The organism is Paenarthrobacter sp. NPDC058040 (genome assembly GCF_042885775.1).
GTDB lineage: Bacteria > Actinomycetota > Actinomycetes > Actinomycetales > Micrococcaceae > Arthrobacter.
Genome location: NZ_JBHVRN010000006.1, coordinates 185,156 through 206,520, shown reverse-complemented (window position 1 = coordinate 206,520; position 21,365 = coordinate 185,156). Strand labels below are relative to the sequence as shown.

The 21,365-nt window shown below is 62.8% G+C and carries 21 protein-coding genes; 12 read left to right on the top strand and 9 right to left on the bottom strand.

Annotation, left to right across the window (positions count from 1 at the left end; translation table 11 throughout):
* Nucleotides 1-23 precede the first annotated feature (23 nt).
* Nucleotides 24-605 carry a hypothetical protein gene (locus tag ACFVSJ_RS10185; protein ID WP_387436504.1) on the bottom strand — a complete coding sequence of 194 codons (582 nt, stop codon included), beginning with the start codon at nt 603-605 and terminating at the stop codon, nt 24-26.
* A 175-nt stretch (nt 606-780) separates the two neighbouring features.
* Here ACFVSJ_RS10185 and ACFVSJ_RS10180 point away from each other — a divergent pair, with 175 nt between their 5' ends.
* Nucleotides 781-1,665, top strand: coding sequence for a sensor histidine kinase (locus tag ACFVSJ_RS10180; protein WP_387436502.1), 885 nt, complete (start codon nt 781-783; stop codon nt 1,663-1,665).
* 137 nt (nt 1,666-1,802) lie between these two features.
* Here the strand turns inward: ACFVSJ_RS10180 and ACFVSJ_RS10175 are convergent, their stop codons facing one another.
* A complete protein-coding gene (locus ACFVSJ_RS10175) occupies nt 1,803-2,234 on the bottom strand; it encodes a 4-oxalocrotonate tautomerase family protein (RefSeq protein ID WP_387436500.1) in 432 nt (143 codons plus the stop codon).
* 91 nt (nt 2,235-2,325) lie between these two features.
* Between ACFVSJ_RS10175 and ACFVSJ_RS10170 the strand changes: the two genes are divergently transcribed.
* The gene (locus ACFVSJ_RS10170) at nt 2,326-2,877 is read left to right on the top strand and encodes a TetR/AcrR family transcriptional regulator (RefSeq protein ID WP_387436498.1); all 552 of its coding nucleotides are present in this window, start codon (nt 2,326-2,328) and stop codon (nt 2,875-2,877) included.
* A 125-nt stretch (nt 2,878-3,002) separates the two neighbouring features.
* On the opposite strand, the gene ACFVSJ_RS10165 is transcribed toward ACFVSJ_RS10170, so the two are convergent.
* Nucleotides 3,003-3,470, bottom strand: coding sequence for an Lrp/AsnC family transcriptional regulator (locus tag ACFVSJ_RS10165; RefSeq protein ID WP_387436496.1), 468 nt, complete (start codon nt 3,468-3,470; stop codon nt 3,003-3,005).
* A gap of 249 nt (nt 3,471-3,719) precedes the next feature.
* Here ACFVSJ_RS10165 and ACFVSJ_RS10160 point away from each other — a divergent pair, with 249 nt between their 5' ends.
* The 8 genes from ACFVSJ_RS10160 (at nt 3,720) to ACFVSJ_RS10125 (ending at nt 13,317) form a co-directional block, all read left to right on the top strand.
* Entirely contained in the window at nt 3,720-5,201 is a 1,482-nt protein-coding gene (locus ACFVSJ_RS10160; protein WP_387436494.1) for an APC family permease, read from the top strand.
* On the top strand, nt 5,198-6,022 hold the full coding sequence (locus ACFVSJ_RS10155) for a polysaccharide deacetylase (RefSeq protein WP_387436492.1): 825 nt from the start codon (nt 5,198-5,200) through the stop codon (nt 6,020-6,022). Before ACFVSJ_RS10160 ends, ACFVSJ_RS10155 begins: the two co-directional genes overlap by 4 nt.
* Nucleotides 6,019-7,542, top strand: a complete 1,524-nt coding sequence (locus ACFVSJ_RS10150; protein ID WP_387436490.1) for a C45 family autoproteolytic acyltransferase/hydolase — start codon at nt 6,019-6,021, stop codon at nt 7,540-7,542. The genes ACFVSJ_RS10155 and ACFVSJ_RS10150 overlap by 4 nt, the downstream gene beginning before the upstream one ends.
* On the top strand, nt 7,539-8,306 hold the full coding sequence (locus tag ACFVSJ_RS10145; RefSeq protein ID WP_387436488.1) for an SDR family NAD(P)-dependent oxidoreductase: 768 nt from the start codon (nt 7,539-7,541) through the stop codon (nt 8,304-8,306). Before ACFVSJ_RS10150 ends, ACFVSJ_RS10145 begins: the two co-directional genes overlap by 4 nt.
* A 20-nt stretch (nt 8,307-8,326) precedes the next feature.
* Nucleotides 8,327-9,367, top strand: coding sequence for a Rieske 2Fe-2S domain-containing protein (locus ACFVSJ_RS10140; RefSeq protein WP_387436486.1), 1,041 nt, complete (start codon nt 8,327-8,329; stop codon nt 9,365-9,367).
* Entirely contained in the window at nt 9,348-10,349 is a 1,002-nt protein-coding gene (locus ACFVSJ_RS10135) for a PDR/VanB family oxidoreductase (RefSeq protein WP_387436484.1), read from the top strand. The genes ACFVSJ_RS10140 and ACFVSJ_RS10135 overlap by 20 nt, the downstream gene beginning before the upstream one ends.
* 83 nt (nt 10,350-10,432) lie before the next feature.
* Nucleotides 10,433-11,809: an aspartate aminotransferase family protein gene (locus ACFVSJ_RS10130; RefSeq protein WP_387436482.1), complete on the top strand. Its 1,377-nt coding sequence runs from the start codon at nt 10,433-10,435 to the stop codon at nt 11,807-11,809.
* A 32-nt stretch (nt 11,810-11,841) separates the two neighbouring features.
* On the top strand, nt 11,842-13,317 hold the full coding sequence (locus tag ACFVSJ_RS10125) for a gamma-aminobutyraldehyde dehydrogenase (RefSeq protein ID WP_387436480.1): 1,476 nt from the start codon (nt 11,842-11,844) through the stop codon (nt 13,315-13,317).
* A 122-nt stretch (nt 13,318-13,439) separates the two neighbouring features.
* Here ACFVSJ_RS10125 and ACFVSJ_RS10120 read toward each other — a convergent pair whose 3' ends face one another.
* Nucleotides 13,440-13,712, bottom strand: coding sequence for a hypothetical protein (locus tag ACFVSJ_RS10120; protein WP_387436478.1), 273 nt, complete (start codon nt 13,710-13,712; stop codon nt 13,440-13,442).
* Nucleotides 13,713-14,097: 385 nt separating this feature from the next.
* Between ACFVSJ_RS10120 and ACFVSJ_RS10115 the strand changes: the two genes are divergently transcribed.
* Together ACFVSJ_RS10115 and ACFVSJ_RS10110 are read left to right on the top strand one after the other, a co-directional pair.
* A complete protein-coding gene (locus ACFVSJ_RS10115) occupies nt 14,098-15,699 on the top strand; it encodes an FAD-dependent oxidoreductase (RefSeq protein WP_387436476.1) in 1,602 nt (533 codons plus the stop codon).
* The gene (locus tag ACFVSJ_RS10110) at nt 15,696-16,097 is read left to right on the top strand and encodes a 4Fe-4S binding protein (RefSeq protein WP_387436474.1); all 402 of its coding nucleotides are present in this window, start codon (nt 15,696-15,698) and stop codon (nt 16,095-16,097) included. Before ACFVSJ_RS10115 ends, ACFVSJ_RS10110 begins: the two co-directional genes overlap by 4 nt.
* A gap of 38 nt (nt 16,098-16,135) precedes the next feature.
* Here the strand turns inward: ACFVSJ_RS10110 and ACFVSJ_RS10105 are convergent, their stop codons facing one another.
* The 5 genes from ACFVSJ_RS10105 to ACFVSJ_RS10085 all read right to left on the bottom strand — a co-directional run bounded on the left by ACFVSJ_RS10105 (nt 16,136) and on the right by ACFVSJ_RS10085 (nt 21,209).
* Complete coding sequence (locus ACFVSJ_RS10105; RefSeq protein WP_387436472.1) at nt 16,136-17,524, bottom strand: aminotransferase class I/II-fold pyridoxal phosphate-dependent enzyme; 1,389 nt, start codon at nt 17,522-17,524, stop codon at nt 16,136-16,138.
* 66 nt (nt 17,525-17,590) lie between these two features.
* A complete protein-coding gene (locus tag ACFVSJ_RS10100) occupies nt 17,591-18,472 on the bottom strand; it encodes an ABC transporter ATP-binding protein (RefSeq protein ID WP_387436470.1) in 882 nt (293 codons plus the stop codon).
* Nucleotides 18,465-19,304 (bottom strand): ABC transporter ATP-binding protein, encoded by an 840-nt coding sequence (locus ACFVSJ_RS10095; RefSeq protein ID WP_387436467.1) that lies wholly within the window; start codon nt 19,302-19,304, stop codon nt 18,465-18,467. The genes ACFVSJ_RS10100 and ACFVSJ_RS10095 overlap by 8 nt, the downstream gene beginning before the upstream one ends.
* Nucleotides 19,294-20,166, bottom strand: a complete 873-nt coding sequence (locus ACFVSJ_RS10090; protein ID WP_387436465.1) for an ABC transporter permease — start codon at nt 20,164-20,166, stop codon at nt 19,294-19,296. Before ACFVSJ_RS10090 ends, ACFVSJ_RS10095 begins: the two co-directional genes overlap by 11 nt.
* Nucleotides 20,163-21,209, bottom strand: a complete 1,047-nt coding sequence (locus tag ACFVSJ_RS10085) for an ABC transporter permease (protein ID WP_387436463.1) — start codon at nt 21,207-21,209, stop codon at nt 20,163-20,165. The genes ACFVSJ_RS10090 and ACFVSJ_RS10085 overlap by 4 nt, the downstream gene beginning before the upstream one ends.
* Between the last annotated feature and the right edge of the window lie 156 nt (nt 21,210-21,365).

Here is a 21,365-nt window from a genome sequence, read left to right as displayed (position 1 = left end):
ACATTTGTTCAAACTGCAGCTTTTTACGAGGAGGATCCCGACGCGCTGGGGCTTGGGCTTTGGGTGCTTCCGCCCGAGTCATCGGCGTCGCCGTCGTTGCCTCCAGGTCCGTGGCCCCCGCGGCCTCCCTGGCCTTGGTCCTCGGTGCCGGTGACCTTGAAGTTCTCATCCAGCAGGACGGTGGCGTGGGTGCCATCGGCTTTCGTGATGTGGGCTTCATAGGTTGCCCCGTCGGCGTCTGTTTCCATCCTTTCGATCGTCGCATTGGGCTGGGCGGCTTTCACTGCCGCCTCCACTTTGGTTGCCGTGTCACCGGTGAGGAGTTCCTCGGTCTTGCCGTTGGCCTGGTGCGGGCCCCGGGCGCCTTGCCCGGTTCCGGATGATGTTGATCCATATCCGTCGGACGGGGTAGCCGAGCTGGAGGAACTGCTGCCGGTGTCGGCCATGGCCGGCAAGGAGGCTGCTCCGATTGCACCTCCTGCTACAACGGCGGCCAGCATGATGCCAGCGGTGGTCTTGTCGATCTTTGCCATGTCACTCTTACCTCTCCACTTGGCCCGGTACCCGGACTGTTCACCGGTTACCGGGCTGGCCTGAATGGCCATGGCACCAGTCTTCAAGGCCCAGGTATGAGCCCACTTTGGCCAAGCTGTGCCCGGGCTATGACCCCCGCATGGGAGCAGCCACCGGCCCCGCGGGGGTTCTTAACGGATTCTTAAAGCCCCTTGCCGAGAATCAAAGACATCCGTTCGTCCTCTTGGAAGGGTTCCCCATGCCGTTTTGGTCCTCCTGGCTGCCGCCACCCTTTATCTGCTGAACCAAGCCAGCCGCCCCGGCGTCCCCGAGCCCGGAGCCGTGTACGCCTACCTGGACACCAACGACCTGATCAAGGCCATGATCCTGGCCGGTGCCGCCGGTGTCCTGCTCGCCGGCGGCGTCGGCTGGATCAGCGCCCGCACCGCCATCCGCCCACTCGGCGACGCCCTGGCAAGGCAACGCCGGTTCGTGCAGGACGCCAGCCACGAAATGCGCACGCCGCTGGCCATCCTCGACGCCCGTGTCCAACTCGCCCAGCGCGGCACCACACCCGACACCCCCACAGCGCAGGCCCTCGCCCTGATACGGGAAGACACCGCTGTCCTGACGGGCATCGTCAACGAACTGTTGACCACAGCCACCGCCGCTGGCCCCGTTGTTGTGCCTCAAGCGACCGACGTCGGAGACCTCACCCGGGAGGTGGTAGACAGCGCCGCACAATTCGCCGCCGAACAGAACATCACCCTCACCCATTCCGATGAGGGAGTACTCAGGGCCGTGATCGAGCCGGCTCACCTGCGCCGGGCAGTGCTGGGACTGGTCGAGAACGCCCTGACCCACACTCCCCCAGGCGGCGCCATCAACGTGGAGGCTGCCGCCCATGCAACCCGGACAACCATCACCGTCACCGACACCGGACCAAGGATCACCGGCATCAACCCCGAACGGATTTTTGACCGTTTCGCCCGCACGCCCAGACCCAACACAGGCCAAGGGCAACGCAACTTCGGCATCGGGCTGGCCCTCGTCCGCGACATCGCCACCCACGCCGGCGGCGATGTCCAGATCATCTCCACCGGCCCGCACGGCACATCCATCCGAATCACCCTGCCAACAGCCACGCCATGAAGCCGCCGTTGCAGGCCCTGGCCTGAGCCCAGCAGATCCGAGACGCGGCCATCGCCGACCAGGCCAGTGCCCTCCTTAACGGGAAATATGGCGATAGAGCGGAAAGCTTGGAGCCGACGCATCTTGGATGTTGAGGCTCAGGTTTGTTCTCCCTGGAGGCGACCGATCTCGGCGCGGGCAGAATCGACAAGTTCATTATTCGTGTGGGCTTTGCCCCATAAACCCCAGCCGCCATCCACGGCCTCGGTGAGCAGCACCCAAGTGCGCGCTTTCAGGCCATCATCGCCAGCTGCCTCAGCGACGAGTCCAGTGAACTGCTCGACGACTGCCTGCTGCTTGGCCCGGTCCAGCGCGCCCGCGTTCGTCAGGACCTGAACGCGCACATAGTTCGACTCGCCGTTGACGTTCGAGATCACTTCGACGTCATGGACGAACGCGGCAGTGTTGTTCTTGAACATCGGAATCGACGGGACTCCCTCAATATTCATCAGCGTTGACGCAAGTTTCTGCGCAAGCGTCGCCGCGTCGGCGAAGGTTCCAGCAGTGGCATACACATCAATCATCGGCATGGGGTCCTCCTCTGAGACTGATTATGATGGATTGCATAATCTCTATGATGGTTAGCATAGGCGGGAAGGAACGAAGCCGGAAGGGGCTGCAGTGGCCAGTGACGTACGGCAGCGAATGGCGCGCAGCGCCCTGCTCTTGATTGCCGAACGCGGAGTCGGCGGGGTGTCCATTGCTGACGTCCTGGAGCACAGCGGAACTCCCCGCGGCTCGGTCTACCACCATTTCCCAGGAGGCAAGGATGAACTTGTCCTCGCAGCGATGGAGTTCATGGCCACCGGTGCCCGTGCGCCCCTGGCCGCCATGAAGGGCCGAAACGTCGCCGGGATCATCACCGGCTTCGTCGACCTGTGGCGCGGCGTGCTGGTCCAGTCCGAATTCGAGGCCGGCTGCGCCAGCGCCGGGGTGGCAACAAGCGCTGAAACCGATGAACTCCGGACCGCAGCACGACGCGTCTTCGAGGCGTGGACGGCAGACCTGGCTGCCCTGTTCCAGGACGCCGGCCTGGAACAGCAACGCGCAACTGACTTGGCCTGGATGCTGTTCGCCTCCACCGAAGGCGCCCTGATCTTCGCCCGATCCGAGAAATCCATGCGCGCAATGGACCTGGTCGAAAAGCAACTACTGGCGCTGGCCAGTGCCTGATCCCACGCGCATCCAGACGCAATCGCTCATCGGTGTGAGCCATCGGTCCGCCCGCGACACTTGATGGCAGTCCTGGGCTCGCGCGTGCCGGGGGCAAAGGCTCCACTGGGTGTGGAGTCCGGTGGTCAAGCCGACGGCCCCAGAGGCGTCACGTACCGCAGTTTGTGCACCTTGAGCACTGACGATGTCTCCATGCGCCGCACTCCCGGCAATCGTCCGATCTTCTCGTTCAGAAGAGTCCATAGCGCGCCGTTGTCGGTGCTCAGTACTTCCACGCAGAGGTCGGCCCGACCCAGGATTGTGGACACATACGTAACCTCCGGCATCGCTGTCACTGCCTCCACCACCGATACGTGAAGCTCTGGATCAACCTCCAGAAAAACGATTCCCAGCTGCGTCCGGCCCAAGGTCTCCGGATCCGTAAAGGCCACTATGCGGAGGATGTTCAAGTCCTGCAGACGTTTGACGCGCGCACGGACTGTGGCCTCGGAGGTGTCTAGATTGCGTCCAATTTCCCGCAGAGCACGGCGCCCATCCTGCTCCAGCTCGCGCACGATGTCGCGGTCGAGGTCATCCAGCGTGTAGTCCGTCATGCAGCCCAGACTAGCCGAAATTCCGCATTCCATCGGCCGAAAACGCTGTCAACACGCCATTGCGTACTTGACGCCATCCATAGTTACGCAATGCGTAGTCATAAGCTCTTGTTCCACGCAAATCTTAATGTTAGCCTCGTCACACATTCAAAATGCGTGGCGGTGGAATGGGTCTGTAAGACCATGGTGCCCCAACAGCCCTGGACACGTGTGGATGCCCCTAAAGGCACTATCAAGGAGACCCCAACTGTGAGCACTCACGACTCCACAGCAGGCGGACACGCCTACCTAAAGACGCTGCGATGGTGGGACGGATTCACCATCAGCCTCTCGATCCCGGCAGCGCTTTTCATCATCATCGGGTACGCAATGGGATCGTTGGGGGCGTGGACAGCAATGGCGCTGGTCTTCGCCGTCGCTGTCATTGCCTGCCTCCAGAACTACATCTATTCAGAAATGGCCGGCATGTTCGGCGACAAGGTGGGCGGCATCTCGATGTACGCCAACCAAGGCTGGCGTACCAGAAGCACCTTGGTGGGACCTGTAGCAACGTTCGGCTACTGGTTCAGCTGGTCCAGTTCACTCGCCATTTACGGCCTCCAGATCGGGACGCTGGTGCAGGCTGAGTGGTTCCCCGACGCCACATGGACCATTTCAACGGGGCTTGCCGAAATCGGGCTCCCCCACATCATCGCCCTCGTCGTGCTGGTCTTGGGCTGGGGAATGAACGTTCTGGGCATGCGCCCTGCAATGTCCATCATGTACATCACCGGCGTCCTCATCATGATTCCCATCGCCGTGTTCGCCGCAGCACCCTTCTTCAGCAAGGACTGGTCCCTTTCCAACCTCAATTGGGACCTCACCGCCAGCGGCTTCCCAGCATGGCAGACAGTCCTCGCCTGGATGTTCGTCATGGCCTGGTCGGTGTACGGCATCGAAGCCGTGGCAGCATTCGTTCCCGAATTCAGGGACACCGTTCGCGATTCACGCATTGCTTTGCGCCTGGCAGGCTTCTTCGTCCTCGCCGTTTACTTCCTTGTCCCCCTCGGCGTCGGCGGCCTGGCTGAACAAGCTGAAATCGCGGCCAACCCCGTGACCTTCTACCTACAGGCCTTCGATCGTCTCATCCCTGGCAGCGACTGGCTCATGACCACCTGCTTGATCGCCGGACTGATGCTGATGATGGTCATGACGACGGCGGCTGGTGGCCGCGTGCTCCACGGCAGCGCTTTGGAGGGACTCACCATCCGCCAACTGGGTGAGCTGAACAAGGCCGGTGTTCCGGCACGGGCAATGTCGCTTGACCTCATTGTGAATGTTGTCCTGATTCTCTTCGTCGGTGATGCTTTGGCAGTGATCGTCGCTGGCATCATGGGGTACCTCATCTGCCACATCCTCTCGCTCACCGGCTTTATCAACCTTCGTCGGGACCAGCCTGGAGCCGAGCGTCCCATCAAGCTTGGCAAACAGTGGATCTACATTGCTGGACTCCTTGCCGCGATCGACACGGTGATCCTCGTCGTCGGCGTCGCCAGCACGGAAATCACCGGCTACGGCGGAATCAAGGAAGTCATCATAGGCATCCTGGTCCTGTCCCTCTCGGTTGTCCTCTACTTCTACCGGCAGATGAAACAGGAAAAGCAGCCCATCGCATGGCGTCACCGCAAAGTGGTCGACGCTCCCGGGCCGGACGTTGATGAGGCCCCCGTGAACGCAGGAGAGAGCAAGTGAACTCACCAAGCACCTGGCCCTGCAACAAAGCCGCAGCCGTCTCCCTGACCTTTGATGTCGATGCCGAAGCTGGCTGGCTCGGCGAAGGCGAACAGTACGCACGGCGCCTGACCATCCTGTCCGAGGGACGCTACGGCGTAACCCGGGGCATCCCCCGCATCCTCGAACTGCTGGCACGCTACGAGGCACCTGCAACGTTCTTCGTCCCTGGACACACGGCCGAGACCCATCCCCGACTTGTGGCGTCTCTCCTCGACGCCGGACACGAAGTAGCCCACCACGGACACCTGCACCTCCGCAGCGACCGGGTCGGCGCCCAGCAACAGCGCGAGGAAATCGAACGCGGTCTGGATGCCTTGGACCGGGCAGGGGCACCACGCCCGGTTGGGTACCGGTCAACGTCCTGGGAGCTGACACCCGAGACCTTCGCACTGCTGGTAGAGCACGGCTTCACCTACGACTCCAGCTGCATGGGCGACGACCGCCCCTACGTCGAAAGCTGGGGGTCCCTGACGATCCTGGAAATGCCGGTCCACTGGTCCTTGGATGACTACCCTCGCTTCGGATGGAACATCGATGGCGGCGGCAACGTGTCAGATCCGGCAGAAATGACACGGTGTTGGACGTCTGAATTTGAGTCCGCCCGTCGTGAGCGCCGGCACACAAGCTTCACCATGCACCCCGAAGTCATCGGCAGGCCCTACCGGCTGGAACAGTTCGAACGCGTGCTGGACCACATGGCTGCTTCCGACGATGTTTGGTTCGCCCGTCTGGACGAGGTTGCCCAGCATGTTGCACCCTCACTGCTGGAGCTGGCATGAGCGCGTACCGCTTCCGTTCCACGCAAATTCACCCCAAGGCCCGAGGCCTTGAGTTCGGCCGGGTGCACTCTGACAAGATCCGGGCCTCGATCGCTGCCTACCAGGACCTCTTTAACCGGACAGCGGGGCCCGGCGTGGACTTGGACTACTGGGGTTCAGCAGCACTACCACCGATTGAGGCCGTGTCACCAACCTTGTTGGATGAACTTTCCGGCATGGCAGAAGGCGCCCGTGTTTCGTTGACATCGTTGGCAGCCATCAACGCCCGTACGGAACTGTTGGCCGCCTTGGGAACAACTGCCGCCAAGGAATGCTCCACCATCGTGCACCTACCCACCGACGGCGCACCCGTGGCCGTCCAGGCGTGGGACTGGTATCCGGAACTCGAAGACCTATGGCTTGTCTGGGAGATCCCCCACGCGGACGGCAGCCTGACGACCACGGTGACTGAATACGGCATCCTTGGCAAGATCGGCGTCAACAGCCGCGGCCTGGGCATACTCTTCAACATCCTCCATCACGAACACGACGGCCTTGGAATTGGAGCACCGGTCCATATCCTGGCCCGCGCCGCACTCGATGAATCCCGGGATCTTAACCACGCGCTGGCCCTCCTCGGTAGCGCACCTGTCTCGGCGTCGTCGTCGCTGACTCTGGTGGCATCCATAGGTGGCGAATCGGCCGCGGTGAGCGTCGAGCTGAACCCTGGAGGAGTTGGCTACGCACTCCCGGATGACCATGGACTGTTGGCCCACACCAACCACTTCCTCAGTACCCCGGCTTCCCTGCACGATACTGAGCTGCGCAACGGTCCGGACACGGTAGTCAGACTCGACGGCATCCGCCGAAAGATGAGGCAGATCCACGCCTCCAAGGGGATAGATGCAGCGGCACTGATCCGCGTGCTCGACTCACATTTACTGGGCGCAGGTGCCACCTGCTGCCATCCGGATCCAGCAGCACCAACAGGATCCAGTTACCAAACCCTCGCCACAGTTTCACTGAACCTCCAAGACGGCACGCTCTCAGCACACGCTGGGGGCCCCTGCACCCATCCGACGCGAACAAATCCAAAGACCACCAAGGAGACTGCTGTGCTGAACCTCAAGCGCATCGACAACATGGACATCCTCACCCACGACGTCGGCCGCCTGGTCGATTTCTACCACGGCACCCTGGGTTTGGGCTTCCATCTGCCCTACGAACCCACCGAAGAATGGGCTGCCATCAACCTGGGCAACGTGACCCTCTACATCTTCAAGTCAGATGTTGGCGAGCACGCACCACGCCGTACCGCCATCAATGCCGAGAACGCACCGGGATTTGACTCGGTCGCCTTCGAAGTGGAGAACCTCGACCAGGCCGAAACCCACCTGGACGGGAAAGTGGAGTGGGTGGACCAGAGGATCGAATGGAAGCACCCCAACGGTACGTGGTACCGGTACCGGCCCTTCTTCGATCCCGACGGAAACATGCTTTACATCACCGAGCCGCACATCACTGAGGTCGTTGGGTCATGAGTGCAGACATCCCGGGTATCCGGCTCGACGGAAGGGTTGCCATCGTCACCGGTGCCGCCCGGGGCATGGGCGCCGCCCACGCCCGGACACTTGCGTCGCGTGGCTGCGAACTCGTTCTGGCCGACCTCGATGCAACCGAGCTGGACGCCGTCGCTGCCGAAATCCTGGTCACCTTTGGGCGAAAACCAGCCACACTGCAGTTGGACATTACCGCCCCCGACGCCGGAACCCGCTTGGTGGAGGCCGCCGACGCGAACTGGGGCCGCTTGGACGTATTGGTCCACAATGCCGGGCTAATGCACAACTGGAAATCGCTGGAGGACACCCCGGCAGAGAACCTTCAGCAATACTTCGCAGTCAACGTACTGGCCCCCTATGCGATCACGCAGGCGGCGGTTCCCTGGCTGCGCAAGAGCGAAGCACCACGGGTCATCTTCATCTCCTCACAGTGGGGCCAGGTCCCCGACGGGCACTCCTATGGCTACATGACGTCGAAGGCTGCCCAGCTTTCGCTGATGAAAGCACTGTCCAAGGAACTGGTCGCCGAAAGGATCCTGGTGAACGCCGTAGCGCCCGGTGCCATCCTCACGCGGATGGTCCCGGAAGAGGCCTACGACGCCGAACTCGCCGCAGTACCGCTCGGTCGCCTGGGTGACCCGTACGAAATAGCTGCCGCCGTGGCGTTCCTCGCCTCCGACAGCGCCGGTTTCATCACTGGGCAGACCATCAGCGTCAATGGCGGCGCACTCATTACCGGCGCCTAGCGCCGCAGAAAGGAAACACCATGACTACAACGCTTGAACCAGTCACCACTCCGGCCGCCACCAAGCGGGAACTGGCCGAAGCGGCCATGCGCCGCTCCTGGTTTCCCGTTGCCCGCATCTCGGACCTGGACAAACCACAGACTGCCACCCTCCTCGGCACCAACCTTGTGATCTTCCGCGACGGTGAAGGCACGGTGGCCGTCCTGGACCGACGCTGCCCCCACCGCGGAGGCGACCTCTCACTTGGTGAGGTCCACCAAAAGTCCATCGGCTGCCCTTACCATGGCTGGGAATTCGGCAGCTCCAACGGCACGTGCGCGCGGATCCCCTCTTTGGAAGATCAGAGCAAAATTCCTGCCAGGGCGGCAGTGAAGAGTTACCCCGTTGTCCTGCGTTATGGCCACGTGTGGACCGTCCTGGAAGACCCGATCCGGGAGATGTACCACATCGAAGAATGGCGCGGTGTCGAACTGGAATGGGTTGCGGCAACGCCCTTGGACTCCCCCGTGGGAGTCGGCGTAACCATCGAGAACTTCCGCGACGTTGCACACTTCCCCTTCGTCCATAAAGTCTCCATGGGCCCCACGCCCGAAGTCGTGGAGCCCCTCGACGTCAAGCGCGACGGATTGGATGTCTGGATGGAGCGGCCACTGGATGCCGGAACAGGTGACTGGGCCGAAGACGGCGACTGCATGATGCGGTACCACTGCGCCGCGCCGGGACTCGCTTCCATCACGTACAACTACGAACGCCTTGGCAAGCGCGTCGTGGCAGGGTTCCCGTCGCCCATCAACTACGAGCACGTCACCATCTTCTGGGGCGTCGCAAACCAAGTGGGGTACAAGGGGGCCGACCTGGCGGAATGCCTGCGTGTAGAAGAAATGGTCTACCTGGAGGATCTGCCGATCGTGGAAGCCGTCCAGCCCCGCGAAATTCCGTGGGACGCCGAAGAACAGGAATTCTCCGTTCCCGCGGACCTCTTCACCCTTAACTACCGGCGGTCATTCGTTGAATTGATGAACCGGGCAAAGGACGGCCACAGTGTCAACGCTGACGCATGACCACAGGCCCCAGGAAGTGCAGGACGCAGGGCAGATTGAAGTCCGCGTCATTGCGTCACGCCGTGAAGCAGAATCAGTCACGTCCTTCGAACTGAGGCGGCCTGATGAAGGACCGCTGCCAGCCTGGGCGCCCGGAGCGCACATTGACGTGCACCTGCCGTCCGGGACCATTCGCCAATACTCCCTGTGTGGGGATCCCGGCAACACCACGTCCTACCGGATCGCCGTCCTCGAACTCCCCCAAGGCCGCGGCGGCTCGGTAGAAGTGCACCGCGAGCTCCGGCCTGGCCGCACCATCACCATCGGCGCTCCCAGGGACAACTTCTCCCTTACCGAAGCCGAGCACTACGTCTTCGTTGCCGGCGGCATCGGCATCACACCATTGCTCCCGATGATCCACGAGGTCCACAGGCGCGGGGTGCCCTGGAAGTTGGTCTACGGAGCCCGCAGTTTGGAGCACTTCGCGTTCCTGACCGAGCTGGCTTCCCTGGATCCTGAGTCCGTGGAATTGCACTCGCAGGACACCAATGGACATCCTGATCTCGGTGCGATCGTCGAAGCAAGCCACGGCGCGCTGGTCTACACGTGCGGTCCATCGGGCCTGATGGATGCACTGACCGAGCACATGGAGCGGGCCGGCCGCCTTCACGAGCTGCGCCTCGAACGTTTCGCTCCAGCGGCACCAGCTGCACCGGCGGCGGCCGAAGAAACCTCCGGCGCCTTCGACCTGGAACTCAAACGCAGCGGGTTGACGGTGGGCGTCCAAGCCGACCAAACCGTGCTGGAAGCCGTGCGGGCAGCGGGTGTCAACCACCCGTCGTCGTGCGAAATGGGGTTCTGCGGAACCTGTGAGGTGAAAGTCCTGTGCGGCACGATAGACCACCGCGACGACCTTCTCACCGAAGACGAGCGGTCCCAAGGCGACATGATGATGATCTGCGTGTCCCGTTCAAAATCGCCCACCCTTGTCCTCGACATTTGAGCGTGCCCTGACCAAACCAACGACGGCGGCCACCAGCCGTCGTCGGACTCTACCGACCCAACCATGCAGAAAAGGTGATATCCGTGACCCAGCTAGCTGAACCGCGGACCGATTTGAAAACCACAGCCCGGGAAAACCTCTGGCTCCACTTCTCACCCCAGCCCCAAACGGACGATCAGCTGCCGATGATCGTTCGGGGCGAAGGCGCCTACATCTACGATGACGCCGGACGTAAATACCTGGACGGATTGGCTGGCCTGTTTACAGTGCAAGCCGGCCACGGTCGAACAGAGCTGGCCGAGGTCATGGCCCGTCAAGCATCACAGCTTGCCTTCTTCCCGTTGTGGTCATTCGCCAACAGGCCGGCAGCGGAGCTGGCCGAACGCCTGGCCCACCTTGCCCCCGCGGACCTGAACAAGGTCTTCTTCACCAACAGCGGCAGCGAATCCGTCGAATCGGCGTGGAAGCTCGCGAAGCAATACTTCCGCGCCACCGGCAGGCCCGGCAAGCACAAGGTCATCTCACGCGCCACCGCGTACCACGGCACCACTCACGGGGCGCTTTCCATTACCGGCATCGCTGACCTGAAGGCAGACTTCGAGCCCCTCGTGCCATCCACGCACCGCGTGCCCAACACGAATTTCTACCGGGCTGAACAACACGCAGATGACCCCATTGCGTTCGGGCTCTGGGCGGCAAACCAGATCGAAGCCGCCATCTTGGCCGAGGGTCCCCAGACCGTTGCGGCCGTGTTCCTCGAACCAGTACAAAACGCAGGCGGCTGCTTCCCACCACCCCCGGGCTATTTTCAGCGGGTACGGGAAATCTGCGATCAATACGACGTTCTGCTGGTCAGCGATGAAGTCATCTGCGCCTTCGGCCGTCTGGGAACCTACTTCGGTGCCGACAAATTCAACTACGTTCCGGACATCATCACCTGCGCAAAGGGCCTGACAAGCGGCTACGTGCCCATGGGGGCCATGATCGCCTCCGACCGCCTCTTCGAACCCTTTTCCACAGGCGAAACGTTCTTCAAGCATGGCTACACCTTCGGGGGCCATCCTGTTGCGGCATCTGTTGCGCTGGCGAACCTCGACATCTTCGAACGTGAAGGACTCAACCAGCACGTGCTGGACAACGAGTCAGCTTTCCGCTCCACCTTGGAGAAGTTGCTTGACCTGCCGCTAGTGGGTGACGTTCGCGGATCCGGCTACTTCTACGGCATCGAGCTCGTCAAAGACAAGGCCACGAAGGAAACGTTCACACCCGAGGAAAGCCACCGCGTCCTCAAATCGTTCGTCTCCAGAAAGCTTTTCGAGAACGGGCTGTACTGCCGCGCCGACGACCGTGGGGACCCCGTCATCCAACTCTCCCCACCACTGATTATCGGTCAACGGGAATTCGACGAAATGGAACAAATCCTCCGGGAAACACTGGTCACAGCCGAGGCCCTGCTCTAAACCCCTCACAACAGACTTCAAGGCGGAAAACCATGCACCAATTCATTGCCGGCCAAAACCTGATCGGAAGCTCCGGCAAAAAACACGACGTGATCAACCCATGCAACGGAGAAACCGTGGAAACGGTTGTGCTGGCAGGCAAGGACGACGTCGACGCAGCCGTTGCCGCAGCCCGGCAAGCCTTCACCGGTTGGTCACGAACCACCCCTGGTGAGCGATCGGCAGTGCTCTCCCGCTTCGCCCGGTTGTTGGAGGACCAGGCGGAAGAACTAGCCCAACTGGAAAGCCGCCAAACCGGCAAACCACTGAGGCTCACTCGTGAGTTCGACGTTCCCGGGACCATCGACAACGCGGACTTCTTCGCAGGGGCGGCGCGGAACCTCGAGGGCAGGGCCACGGCCGAATACTCGCCCGGCCATACCTCCAGCATCCGCCGGGAACCCATAGGGGTGATCGGGTCCATCTCACCTTGGAACTACCCACTGCAGATGGCAGCATGGAAGATCCTGCCGGCCATCGCAGCCGGGAACACCATTGTTCTCAAGCCGGCGGCAAACACACCACTGACGTCTCTCCTGTTCGCGCGCATTCTCCAGCAAGCCGGACTTCCAAACGGCGTGGTGAACGTGGTGGTCGGCGACGGACAGGAAGTCGGCGCCGCCCTCATGCGGCACCCTGATGTAGACATGGTGTCGTTCACCGGATCCACCGCGGTGGGCAGGACAGTGCTGGAAGCCGCCGCCGTCAACTCCAAACGCGTTCACCTCGAACTCGGCGGCAAGGCTCCGTTGGTAGTTTTCGACGATGCCGACGACGACGCAGCCGCGCACGGAGCGGTTGCCGGCAGCCTCATTAACACCGGACAGGACTGCACAGCTGCAACCCGGGCAATCGTGCACCGCTCGGTGTATCCAGCGTTTGTGGAAAAGGTAGCGGAACTCTACCGCTCGATCCGTCTGGGGCTGCCGGAGGATGAGAACACCGATATCGGGCCGCTGATCTCCTACGAACACCGAGACCACGTCGCGGCCATGGTCGAACGCGCCAAAGACTATGCAACGGTGGTCACTGGTGGTTCGATACCCGTCGGCGAACTGGCGGGCGGGGCCTTCTATGAACCCACACTCATCACTGACGCCTCCCCGGACAGTGAAATCGTACAAGACGAGGTCTTCGGCCCGGTTCTGGTCGTCCTTCCCTTCGACACCGACGAAGAGGCTATACAGCTTGCCAACGACACCCCCTATGGACTCGCCGCTTCAGCCTGGACCAAGGACGTGTACCGCGCCCTGCAGGCCACCCGCGAGATCAAAGCAGGCTGCGTTTGGATCAATGACCACATCCCCATCATCAGCGAAATGCCCCACGGTGGCATGAAACAGTCAGGCTTCGGCAAGGACATGTCAGCATATTCATTTGAGGAGTACACACAGATTAAGCACGTGATGTTTGACCTCACCGGAAGAGTCGAAAAGGACTGGCACCGGACGATATTCAAAGCCCGCTGACCCAAATTCAACGTGGAGTGCCCGGCGTTTTCACAGACATTGGGCGATGCCTTCGGCTCGTTGTTGCACCGAGCCGAAGGCCGTGGGCCCAGGCTGTGGCAGCTCGATTCCTTGAGAGTGGGCTATCCAAAGAGGAACCGTGTGGCCGGCATGAGTACCCACGAGGTGGTCATGCCGTGATGCGCAGGCATGACGCTACCCTGCGTTATGAATTGTTTGGTTCCTTGCTCGGACTTCAGTATCCACCAGCCGCTCATCGAGCAGCTTTGCCCGGTCTGCAGGATCGTCGGTGTGTGCATTCTCGCGCCGCGCCTGGCTTTCGCCAGTACTCTGTTTTTCACGTCGACCTCGTTCACTTCGTCTTGCGTGCCCATCCAATAGATGTATGAAAACATCACGCAATTTCATGACGATCACCGGGGAGTTTCGCCAGTGTTACCAATTGTCGGAAGTTGTTGCCGATCACATCCTGGCTGCCAAATCTCGGAGCAGTCCCGGTGCGTCCCGTCCGTGGATTGGAAGGCTGCGCCGACTTGAGCAGTACTACGTTCCTTTACGCATGATGTCCGTCGATTGCTCTTCATTGAGGCAATTGAGGAAGTGTTTCCCGCCGCGTAGTCCAGGCTTGAAGACGTTGAAATCTGGCAATATTCTCACGTCCAACGCATCGATTTTCAGCCGACGTTCCACGCCCTCAGGCCTGGAATACACCTGGCTTGACGTCCTACGCCTACCAACGACGACGTGCCCTCGGCGTCGACCTTCCACCCTGGAGTCCGCATGAAAACCGACATCCTGAACTTCACCGCCGATGTTCTGGTGATCGGCGGTGGCCCGGCCGGGACATGGGCCGCGATCAAAGCCGCCCGCGCGGGAGCCGCCGTGGTCCTGGCGGACAAGGGGTACTGCGGCACGTCCGGCCCGACCGCCTCTGGCGGCACGGGGGTCTGGTACGTGCCGCCTTCTGAGAAGGCACGTGAGGCCGCGATGGACAGCCGCGACAAGCTGGGCGGATTCCTTGCCGACAGAGGCTGGATGGGTCGCGTGCTGAACCAGACCTGGGACAACATGAATGAACTCGCTCAGGAGGGCAGATATCCCTTCCCCGTCGGGCCCGATGGGCAGCAGATGCGCAGAGGCCTCCAGGGCCCGGAGTACATGCGGATCCAACGCCTCCGAACCAAGCGGGCCGGTGTCCGCATCCTTGATCACAGCCCAGCCCTCGAACTGCTGACCGACGCGAACGGGGCCGTCGCCGGCGCCCGTGGATACCGCCGCCAGGAGGGGACGCACTACACCGTGCGGGCCGGGGCTGTGGTCCTCGCGACCGGCGGGTGCGCGTTCCTTTCCAAAGCCCTGGGGACGAACGTCAACACCGGCGATGGCGCTCTGATGGCGGCGGAGGTCGGAGCGGAACTTTCGGGCATGGAATTCTCAACGGCGTACGCACTCGCCCCGGAGTTCAGCACGGTCACGAAGACGGCGTACTACAGCTTCGCGACTTTCTACCGAGAGGACGGCACCGTGCTCGAGGGCGCCGGCAGCCAAGGCGGACGCTCCGTGATCGCCCGCGAACTGCTCACCAGCCGGGTCTTTTGCACCCTGGACGGAGCATCGCCCGCTGACCAGGCGGCCATGCGGCTGGGCCAGGTCAACTTCTTCCTGCCATTCGACCGTGCGGGGATCAACCCGTTCACGGACCGCTTCCCGGTGACACTGTTGCTCGAAGGAACCGTCCGCGGCACCGGCGGCGTACATGTGGCGGGCGATAACGGCGAGACGTCGGTGCCCGGCCTATACGTCGCAGGAGATACCGCGACCCGCGAACTGATCTGCGGTGGCTTCACCGGCGGAGGCTCGCACAACTCGGCCTGGGCGATGTCCTCAGGGGTATGGGCCGGACGGGCGGCCGCCATCCACGCCGCCAGGCTCGGCGCCCACGCCAAGGACCGCCCGGTATACGGGGCCGGTGAAGCCGCACTGCGGCCCACCGGGACACCCGGCCGGCCCGACGGATACCAGGACGTCCTGCGCATCATCCGCGAACAGGTCCACCCCTACGACAAGAACTACCTCCGGCACGCCGACCGGCTCACTCCCGCCCTCGCGGCACTGAACGACACCTGGGACCAGTTGCGGGCCTCCCTCCACGCCACCGACGGGGACGCCGTCCGTGCCCGCTCGGCGGCGGCGATGATCGCCCACGCCCGCTGGATGTACACCTCCGCACTGGCACGCACCGAAAGCCGCGGCATGCACACACGACAGGACTACAAGGACATCGACCCCGCCCAGCACCACCGCCTGCTCGTCGGCGGCCTGGACGCCCTGTGGACCACGCCGAGCACCTGGACTCGCGACCTTGCGGGCGTGGCGTCATGATCGAGATCGTCTCCACAGACAAGTGCATCGGTTGCGACAAGTGCGTCCAGGTCTGCCCGACGAACGTCTTCGACACCGGAACCGACGGAGTGCCGGTCATTGCCCGGCAGGACGACTGCCAGACATGCTTCATGTGCGAGGCGTACTGCCCCGTCGACGCCCTGTTCGTGGCGCCCAACGCAGAACCGCTGCCCGCCGACAGCCCCCTCCGCGACGAAGAGCACCTGGCCGCCAGCGGACTGCTCGGCAGCTACCGCAAAGGCATCGGCTGGGGCCACGGCCGCACACCCGGGGCCCGCCTCGCTATCGGCCCGGCACTACCACCACCACGCATCTCCACCAAGGAGAACGCCGGCAAGCCCGCGCCCACCCCCACCACCGAGCCACTGACCGCCTGATCCGGGCAGCCCACGCGCCAAGGGGTGCTTCTCCGTAGTCAGCTCAGATAGGCGCGGAGCTCTCCTGCAGCAGCCTGTCGGATAGTGGCGGCAAGTTCGCTGATAAGGCGCGGCTCATCCGGCAGGTGGGTGATGGCGATTCGGAGGTAGCCGCGCGAGGTGCCTGTAAGGAATGCCCTGCGGCCCTCCCCCAGGACGATTCCGTGGGCAGCAAGATCCAGCAGCGCCCGCGTCTCGTCGGGTACTTCTACCCAGACAATCAGTCCTTCGGGTGACGCTTCGGCAGAGAGGCCTTCGGCCGCGAGGGCATTCAGGAGGGACCGTCGTCGGCGGGTGTAGGTGTGCCGGGCTGCCTCTATGGCGACCGTGGCGGCTTCTCCGTCTATCAGGTAGGCGAGCGCGTTTTGGAGGATGCGGCTGTTAACGGCGATGCCGTGACTTCGGGCTGCCCGTGCCCGCTTGATGAGTTCGGCGCTGCCGCCGAGGGCCGAGGTGCGCAGGTCAATGCCGTAGGCCTTGCAGTATGAGCGGACTCGCAGGACCCGCCCCGGCAGGTCTCCGCCCATGGTGACGGAGTCGTCGCTGGCGAGTGGTCCGAGCGAGTCGTCTTCGATGATCCAGGTGTCCGTCTCGGCGAGAATTGCGGCTAGTTCGTCGGCGCGCTGTTGTGTGACGGCGTGGTTGCGGCCGAAGGGGCCGCTGGGTTGGTAGACGAATGCCACGGGATGGTGTTCCAGTGCCGTGAGAAGGCTTGCAGGAGTGGGGCCTTCGGTGTCGCATTCGACGCCGATGGGCCGGATTCCGAGGTCACGCATGGTGTCCGCGATGCCGGGGATGATCGGTTCGTCGATGGCAACCACCGACCCGGGCGGCGCAGCTGCTTCGATGGAGAGCAGGACTGCTTCGGTTCCGCCACCGGCCGTGGAGAATTCCTGGGCCTGGAACGGCCAGGTGCGTTCCAGGGCTTCACGCAGGGGCGCGGTGACCTGGTCGCGGCGGATGTCGTGCAGGTCCTGGGTTTCCAGGCCGGCAAGCAGTGCATCTTTGAGGTCCAGTTGCAGGCTGAGGTCGGCCTGCCCACTGACCAGGTCCACTTGCTGCCAGCCCGGGAACCGTGCCGGGCCCCCCGGGGCCCGCCCAGTGGAGGCCGGGGTATTGTGTGGGTCTGCAATGAAGCTGCCCCCGCGGCCTCGGGTGAGGATGAGTCCGCGTTGTCTCAGTGCTGCCCACGCATCGGCGAGCACATGCAAGGGTGTCCCTGAAGCTTGGGCCAGCGAGCGGAGCGTAGGAAGTTGGCTTCCCGGTGTGAGCTTCCCGGCGGAAATCATGTCCGCCAGGGAGGCGGCGATTTCCTCGGCCGCCTGGCCGGCGATTTTAGCGCCGATCAGTTGCGTGGATTCTCCGCTCTGCCGGGTTTGCACGACCACGTGTTAATGTCCTTCCGAAGTATTGATTGAACGGTACCGCATCGATTGTTGCCGTTCGTCCTGGGGCTAAGCCCGGGCAGCCTGCACAGGCTCCGCAGTGAGGGCGTCGCGCAGTGCCTGCCGACGGTCGCGGGAGACTGCTCCGCTGCTTAGCGTGGGTGCGGAGCCGATGAGCAGTTGGGTGTAGGGGTGCTGGGGGTTGTTGAGCAGTTCATCCGAGGGGCCTTGTTCGACGATCCGCCCGCGGTACATCACCACGATTCTGTCCGCCAGGCCGGCGACTGAACCGAGGTCGTGGGAGATGAACAACTGTGCGAATCCCTTGGTGTCCCTGAGTTTCAGGAGCAGTTCGAGGACCTGGATACGGTTGGCCGAGTCGAGCGCGCTGACGGGTTCGTCAAGGACCAGCAAGCGGGGTTCCAGTATCAGCGCCCTGGCGATGACAGCCCGCTGCCGTTGGCCGCCGGAGAGTTCGGCAGGGCGGCGTTCTGCCAGCTCCGGATCCAGCCCTACGGCCAGCATGCTCTCTACAACCTTTGCCGTTATGTCCTCCGGTGCCACGTTCCCGCGAATGTGGAGGCCTTCGGCAATCGAATCACCGACAGGTACTTCGGGATCAAGGCTCAGCAAGGGGTCCTGGAAAACGTACTGCAGCGATCGCCCGCGACGGAATTCGCGCAGCCGCGCCCCGCCCAGTCCACTGATCACGGCTCCTTCGAACCGGACAGCACCCTTCGCAACGGGATTGAGACCGAGGATGGACCTGGCGAGGGTTGTCTTTCCCGATCCACTCTCCCCGACCAGGCCAACGACTTCACCGGCCAGGATCTGCAGGTCGATGCCGCGCAGTACCTCTTTGCGTTTGTGGCCGTGTCCGAGCACCACGTCCAGGGCCTCCACCTCCAGCAAGGGCCGGTTGGCGGACTTGGGCTGATCAGTCTCAGGCAATGCTCTTCTCCTTGCTGAGAAAACGTTCGATGCCGAACCTGTGGTGGTTTTCGACAAGCAAGCGGGTATAGGGGTGGCTGGGCCGGTTCAAGACCTGCGCAGTGGGACCGGCTTCCACGACTCGCCCCTCCCTCATGACAATGAGGTGGTCGCAGGCTTGTCCCACGACGGCGAGGTCGTGCGAGACCAACACGAGGGCCAGTCCTAACTCATGCTGCAGGTCTTTAAGCAAATCGAGCACTTCGGCCTGCACGGTGACGTCAAGAGCCGTGGTCGCTTCATCGGCGATCAGGAGCTCCGGGTTGGCAGAAACCGCGATGGCAATCAGGACCCGTTGCAGCATGCCGCCGGAGAGTTCGTAGGGGTACTGCCTGTACACCGCTTCCGCTTCATGCAGGCCAAGGTGCCGCAACAGTTCCGTCCCCCTGGTCCTCGCGTCCTTGCGGGACAGTTTCGAGGTGGCTCGCAGGGCTTCGGACAGTTGCGTGCCAACGGTCAGGGAGGGGTTCAAGTAGGAGGCCGGGTCCTGGAACACCGCAGAGATCCGCGATCCCCGGAGAGGCCGCCAGGATTTGGCACTGAGAGTGGTCAGCTCGTGGCCGTCGAACCGGATGGATCCTTCGCGGATGGAGAGACCATCGGGCAGGATCCCGAGCACTGCCCGGCACGTCAGGGATTTGCCGCTTCCTGACTCCCCCACGATTCCAAGGGTCTGGCCCTGGGCCAGGGTGAAGGAAACCCCTTTGACCAGTTCAGTCCCCTCCGCTGAAGTAATCGACAGGTTGGCAACGTCCAGTACAGTTGCTGAGTTGCTAGTCGTCTCAGTTGGCATGCTGTGTCACTGTCCTTCGTCGTGGCGCTGAAGGTGCCGTCCGTCGTCGTTTTTGTTGTCCGGTGGAGTCCCGCAGGGCATCTGAGAGTGCGTTCAGTGCCCAGACGGTGGCGATGATGATCGCTGCGGGGGCGACGGGTCCGTAAGGCCGCTGGTAGAGATTCTGGAGGTCTGTAGCGAGGAGGCCGCCCCACGTTGGTTCCGGGGGCACGATGCCTATGCCGAGGAATGTCAGGGACGACACGATGACCAGGCTGACACCGGTCATGGATGCTGTGGTGACGGCAACAGCAGGAAGTACCTTGCCAAGAACGTGGCGCCGTACCACCCATCCGGTTGGGGCGCCAAGAAGGCGGGCTGCCTCGACGTATTGTGAGTTGGACACGCTCAGAGCGGACGCACGGGCCACCCGGTAGAAGCCGGGCGCGATGAGGATGCCTACCGCGAACATGGCTTGAACAAGTCCGTTTCCCAGTAACGCGGTCATTGCGATGGCGAAAACCAGGAACGGCAGCGTGATCAGGGCATCCATGAAACGCAAGGTCAGCCATTCGAAGGACCGTCCGAAGTACACCGAGAACAGTCCCGGGACTACGCCCAGAACCAGTCCGACGGCGACCGCCTCCAGTGCCGCGAGAACGGACACGGTGGACCCTGCCAGGAGCCGGCTGAAGACATCCCTGCCCAGCACATCAGTACCCAGCCAATGCTCCGGGCTGGCTCCTTTGAGGATCTGTGCAGCGTCCTGGGCCAGCGGATCCTGCGGAGCGGACGCTGGCCCGAAGATGGCCAGCAAAGTGACAGCTGCCAAAACGATGAGTGCTATCCGGGCGCTGCGGTAGTGGAGGAACGTGGCTGTCATTGTTGGCCTCTCCTGCGGGTGGCGGGCTGCAACCCGCCTTGGACGATGTTGATCAGGACGCTGGAAACCAGCACGAAGATGATGGCGACCACCAGGGTGCCTTGGACCACCGGGACGTCGCCGCGCAACGCTGAGGAAGCCGAGAGCGTTCCGAAGCCGGGCATGGTGAAGATCGTCTCCGTGACGACGGCGCCTCCAACGAGGGCAGGGATCTTCATTCCGAGGATGGCAAGCGCCGGTGAACTGCCGTTGCGGAGCGCGTGGACGAAAAGGATCCGTGGCCGGCTGAGGCCGCGCACAACAGCGCCGGTGATGTAGTTCTGCTGCAGGGCGTCCACCATGCCGGTACGCAGCTGTCGGGCGATATCGGCGACGACGTCAACGCTGAGGGCGAGGGCGGGCATGAGGATCAGAGAGAACCATTTCCCCACGTTTTGCGTTGGCGGGACGTAACCGGCGGAGGGCAGCACCCGTAGCCAGAGGCTGAAGACGATGATCAGGCCGATGGACAGAACAAAGGGCGGCAAGGTGGAAACGATTGAGGTGAAGGCTGTGACTCCACGATCCAGCCATGAGCCTTGCTTCAGGGCCGCGGCCAAACCCAGGAGGGCCCCGAAGACAATTCCCAGGACCAGCGCCAATCCGGCCACGGAGGCGCTTACCGCCAGGCGCTGCGCGATCAGCTCGCTGACGGGAACCTTGTTGAACCAGGACAGGCCGAGGTCGCCTGTGAAGATTCCGGCCATCCAGTTCAGGTACTGCTGCCAAACGGGAAGGTCCAGGCCGAACTCGGCATTGATACGCGCAATGGTTTCGGGGCTGGCCTCGTCCCCGGCGATCCCTGCGGCGGGGTTGAGGCCGCTGGCGGCACCGAGGAGAAAGGTGATCAACGTCGAAAACACGAAGACCGGTGCGACGATCGCGATGGTTGCGAGCAGCCAGCGTCCCGCAGTTAAGGCGTGTGCCCGGCGTACCGTCAACGCGGATTTTGGTCGGTGATCATGTTCCCGGGCTGAAGCCAGGGGTGTGGTGGAGGTGCTCATGCTGTACTTCCGGTTTGGCGGTCGGTGAGCGGGCCGGAACTGTGGTGGGGGGGGGGGGGGGGCGCCCCCCCCCCCCCACATTTACGGGACGCGCCGACCCCAGGACGCGGGCTGCAGGGAGTTAAAGGGGTGGAGGTGGGGGGGGGTGGAGTAATA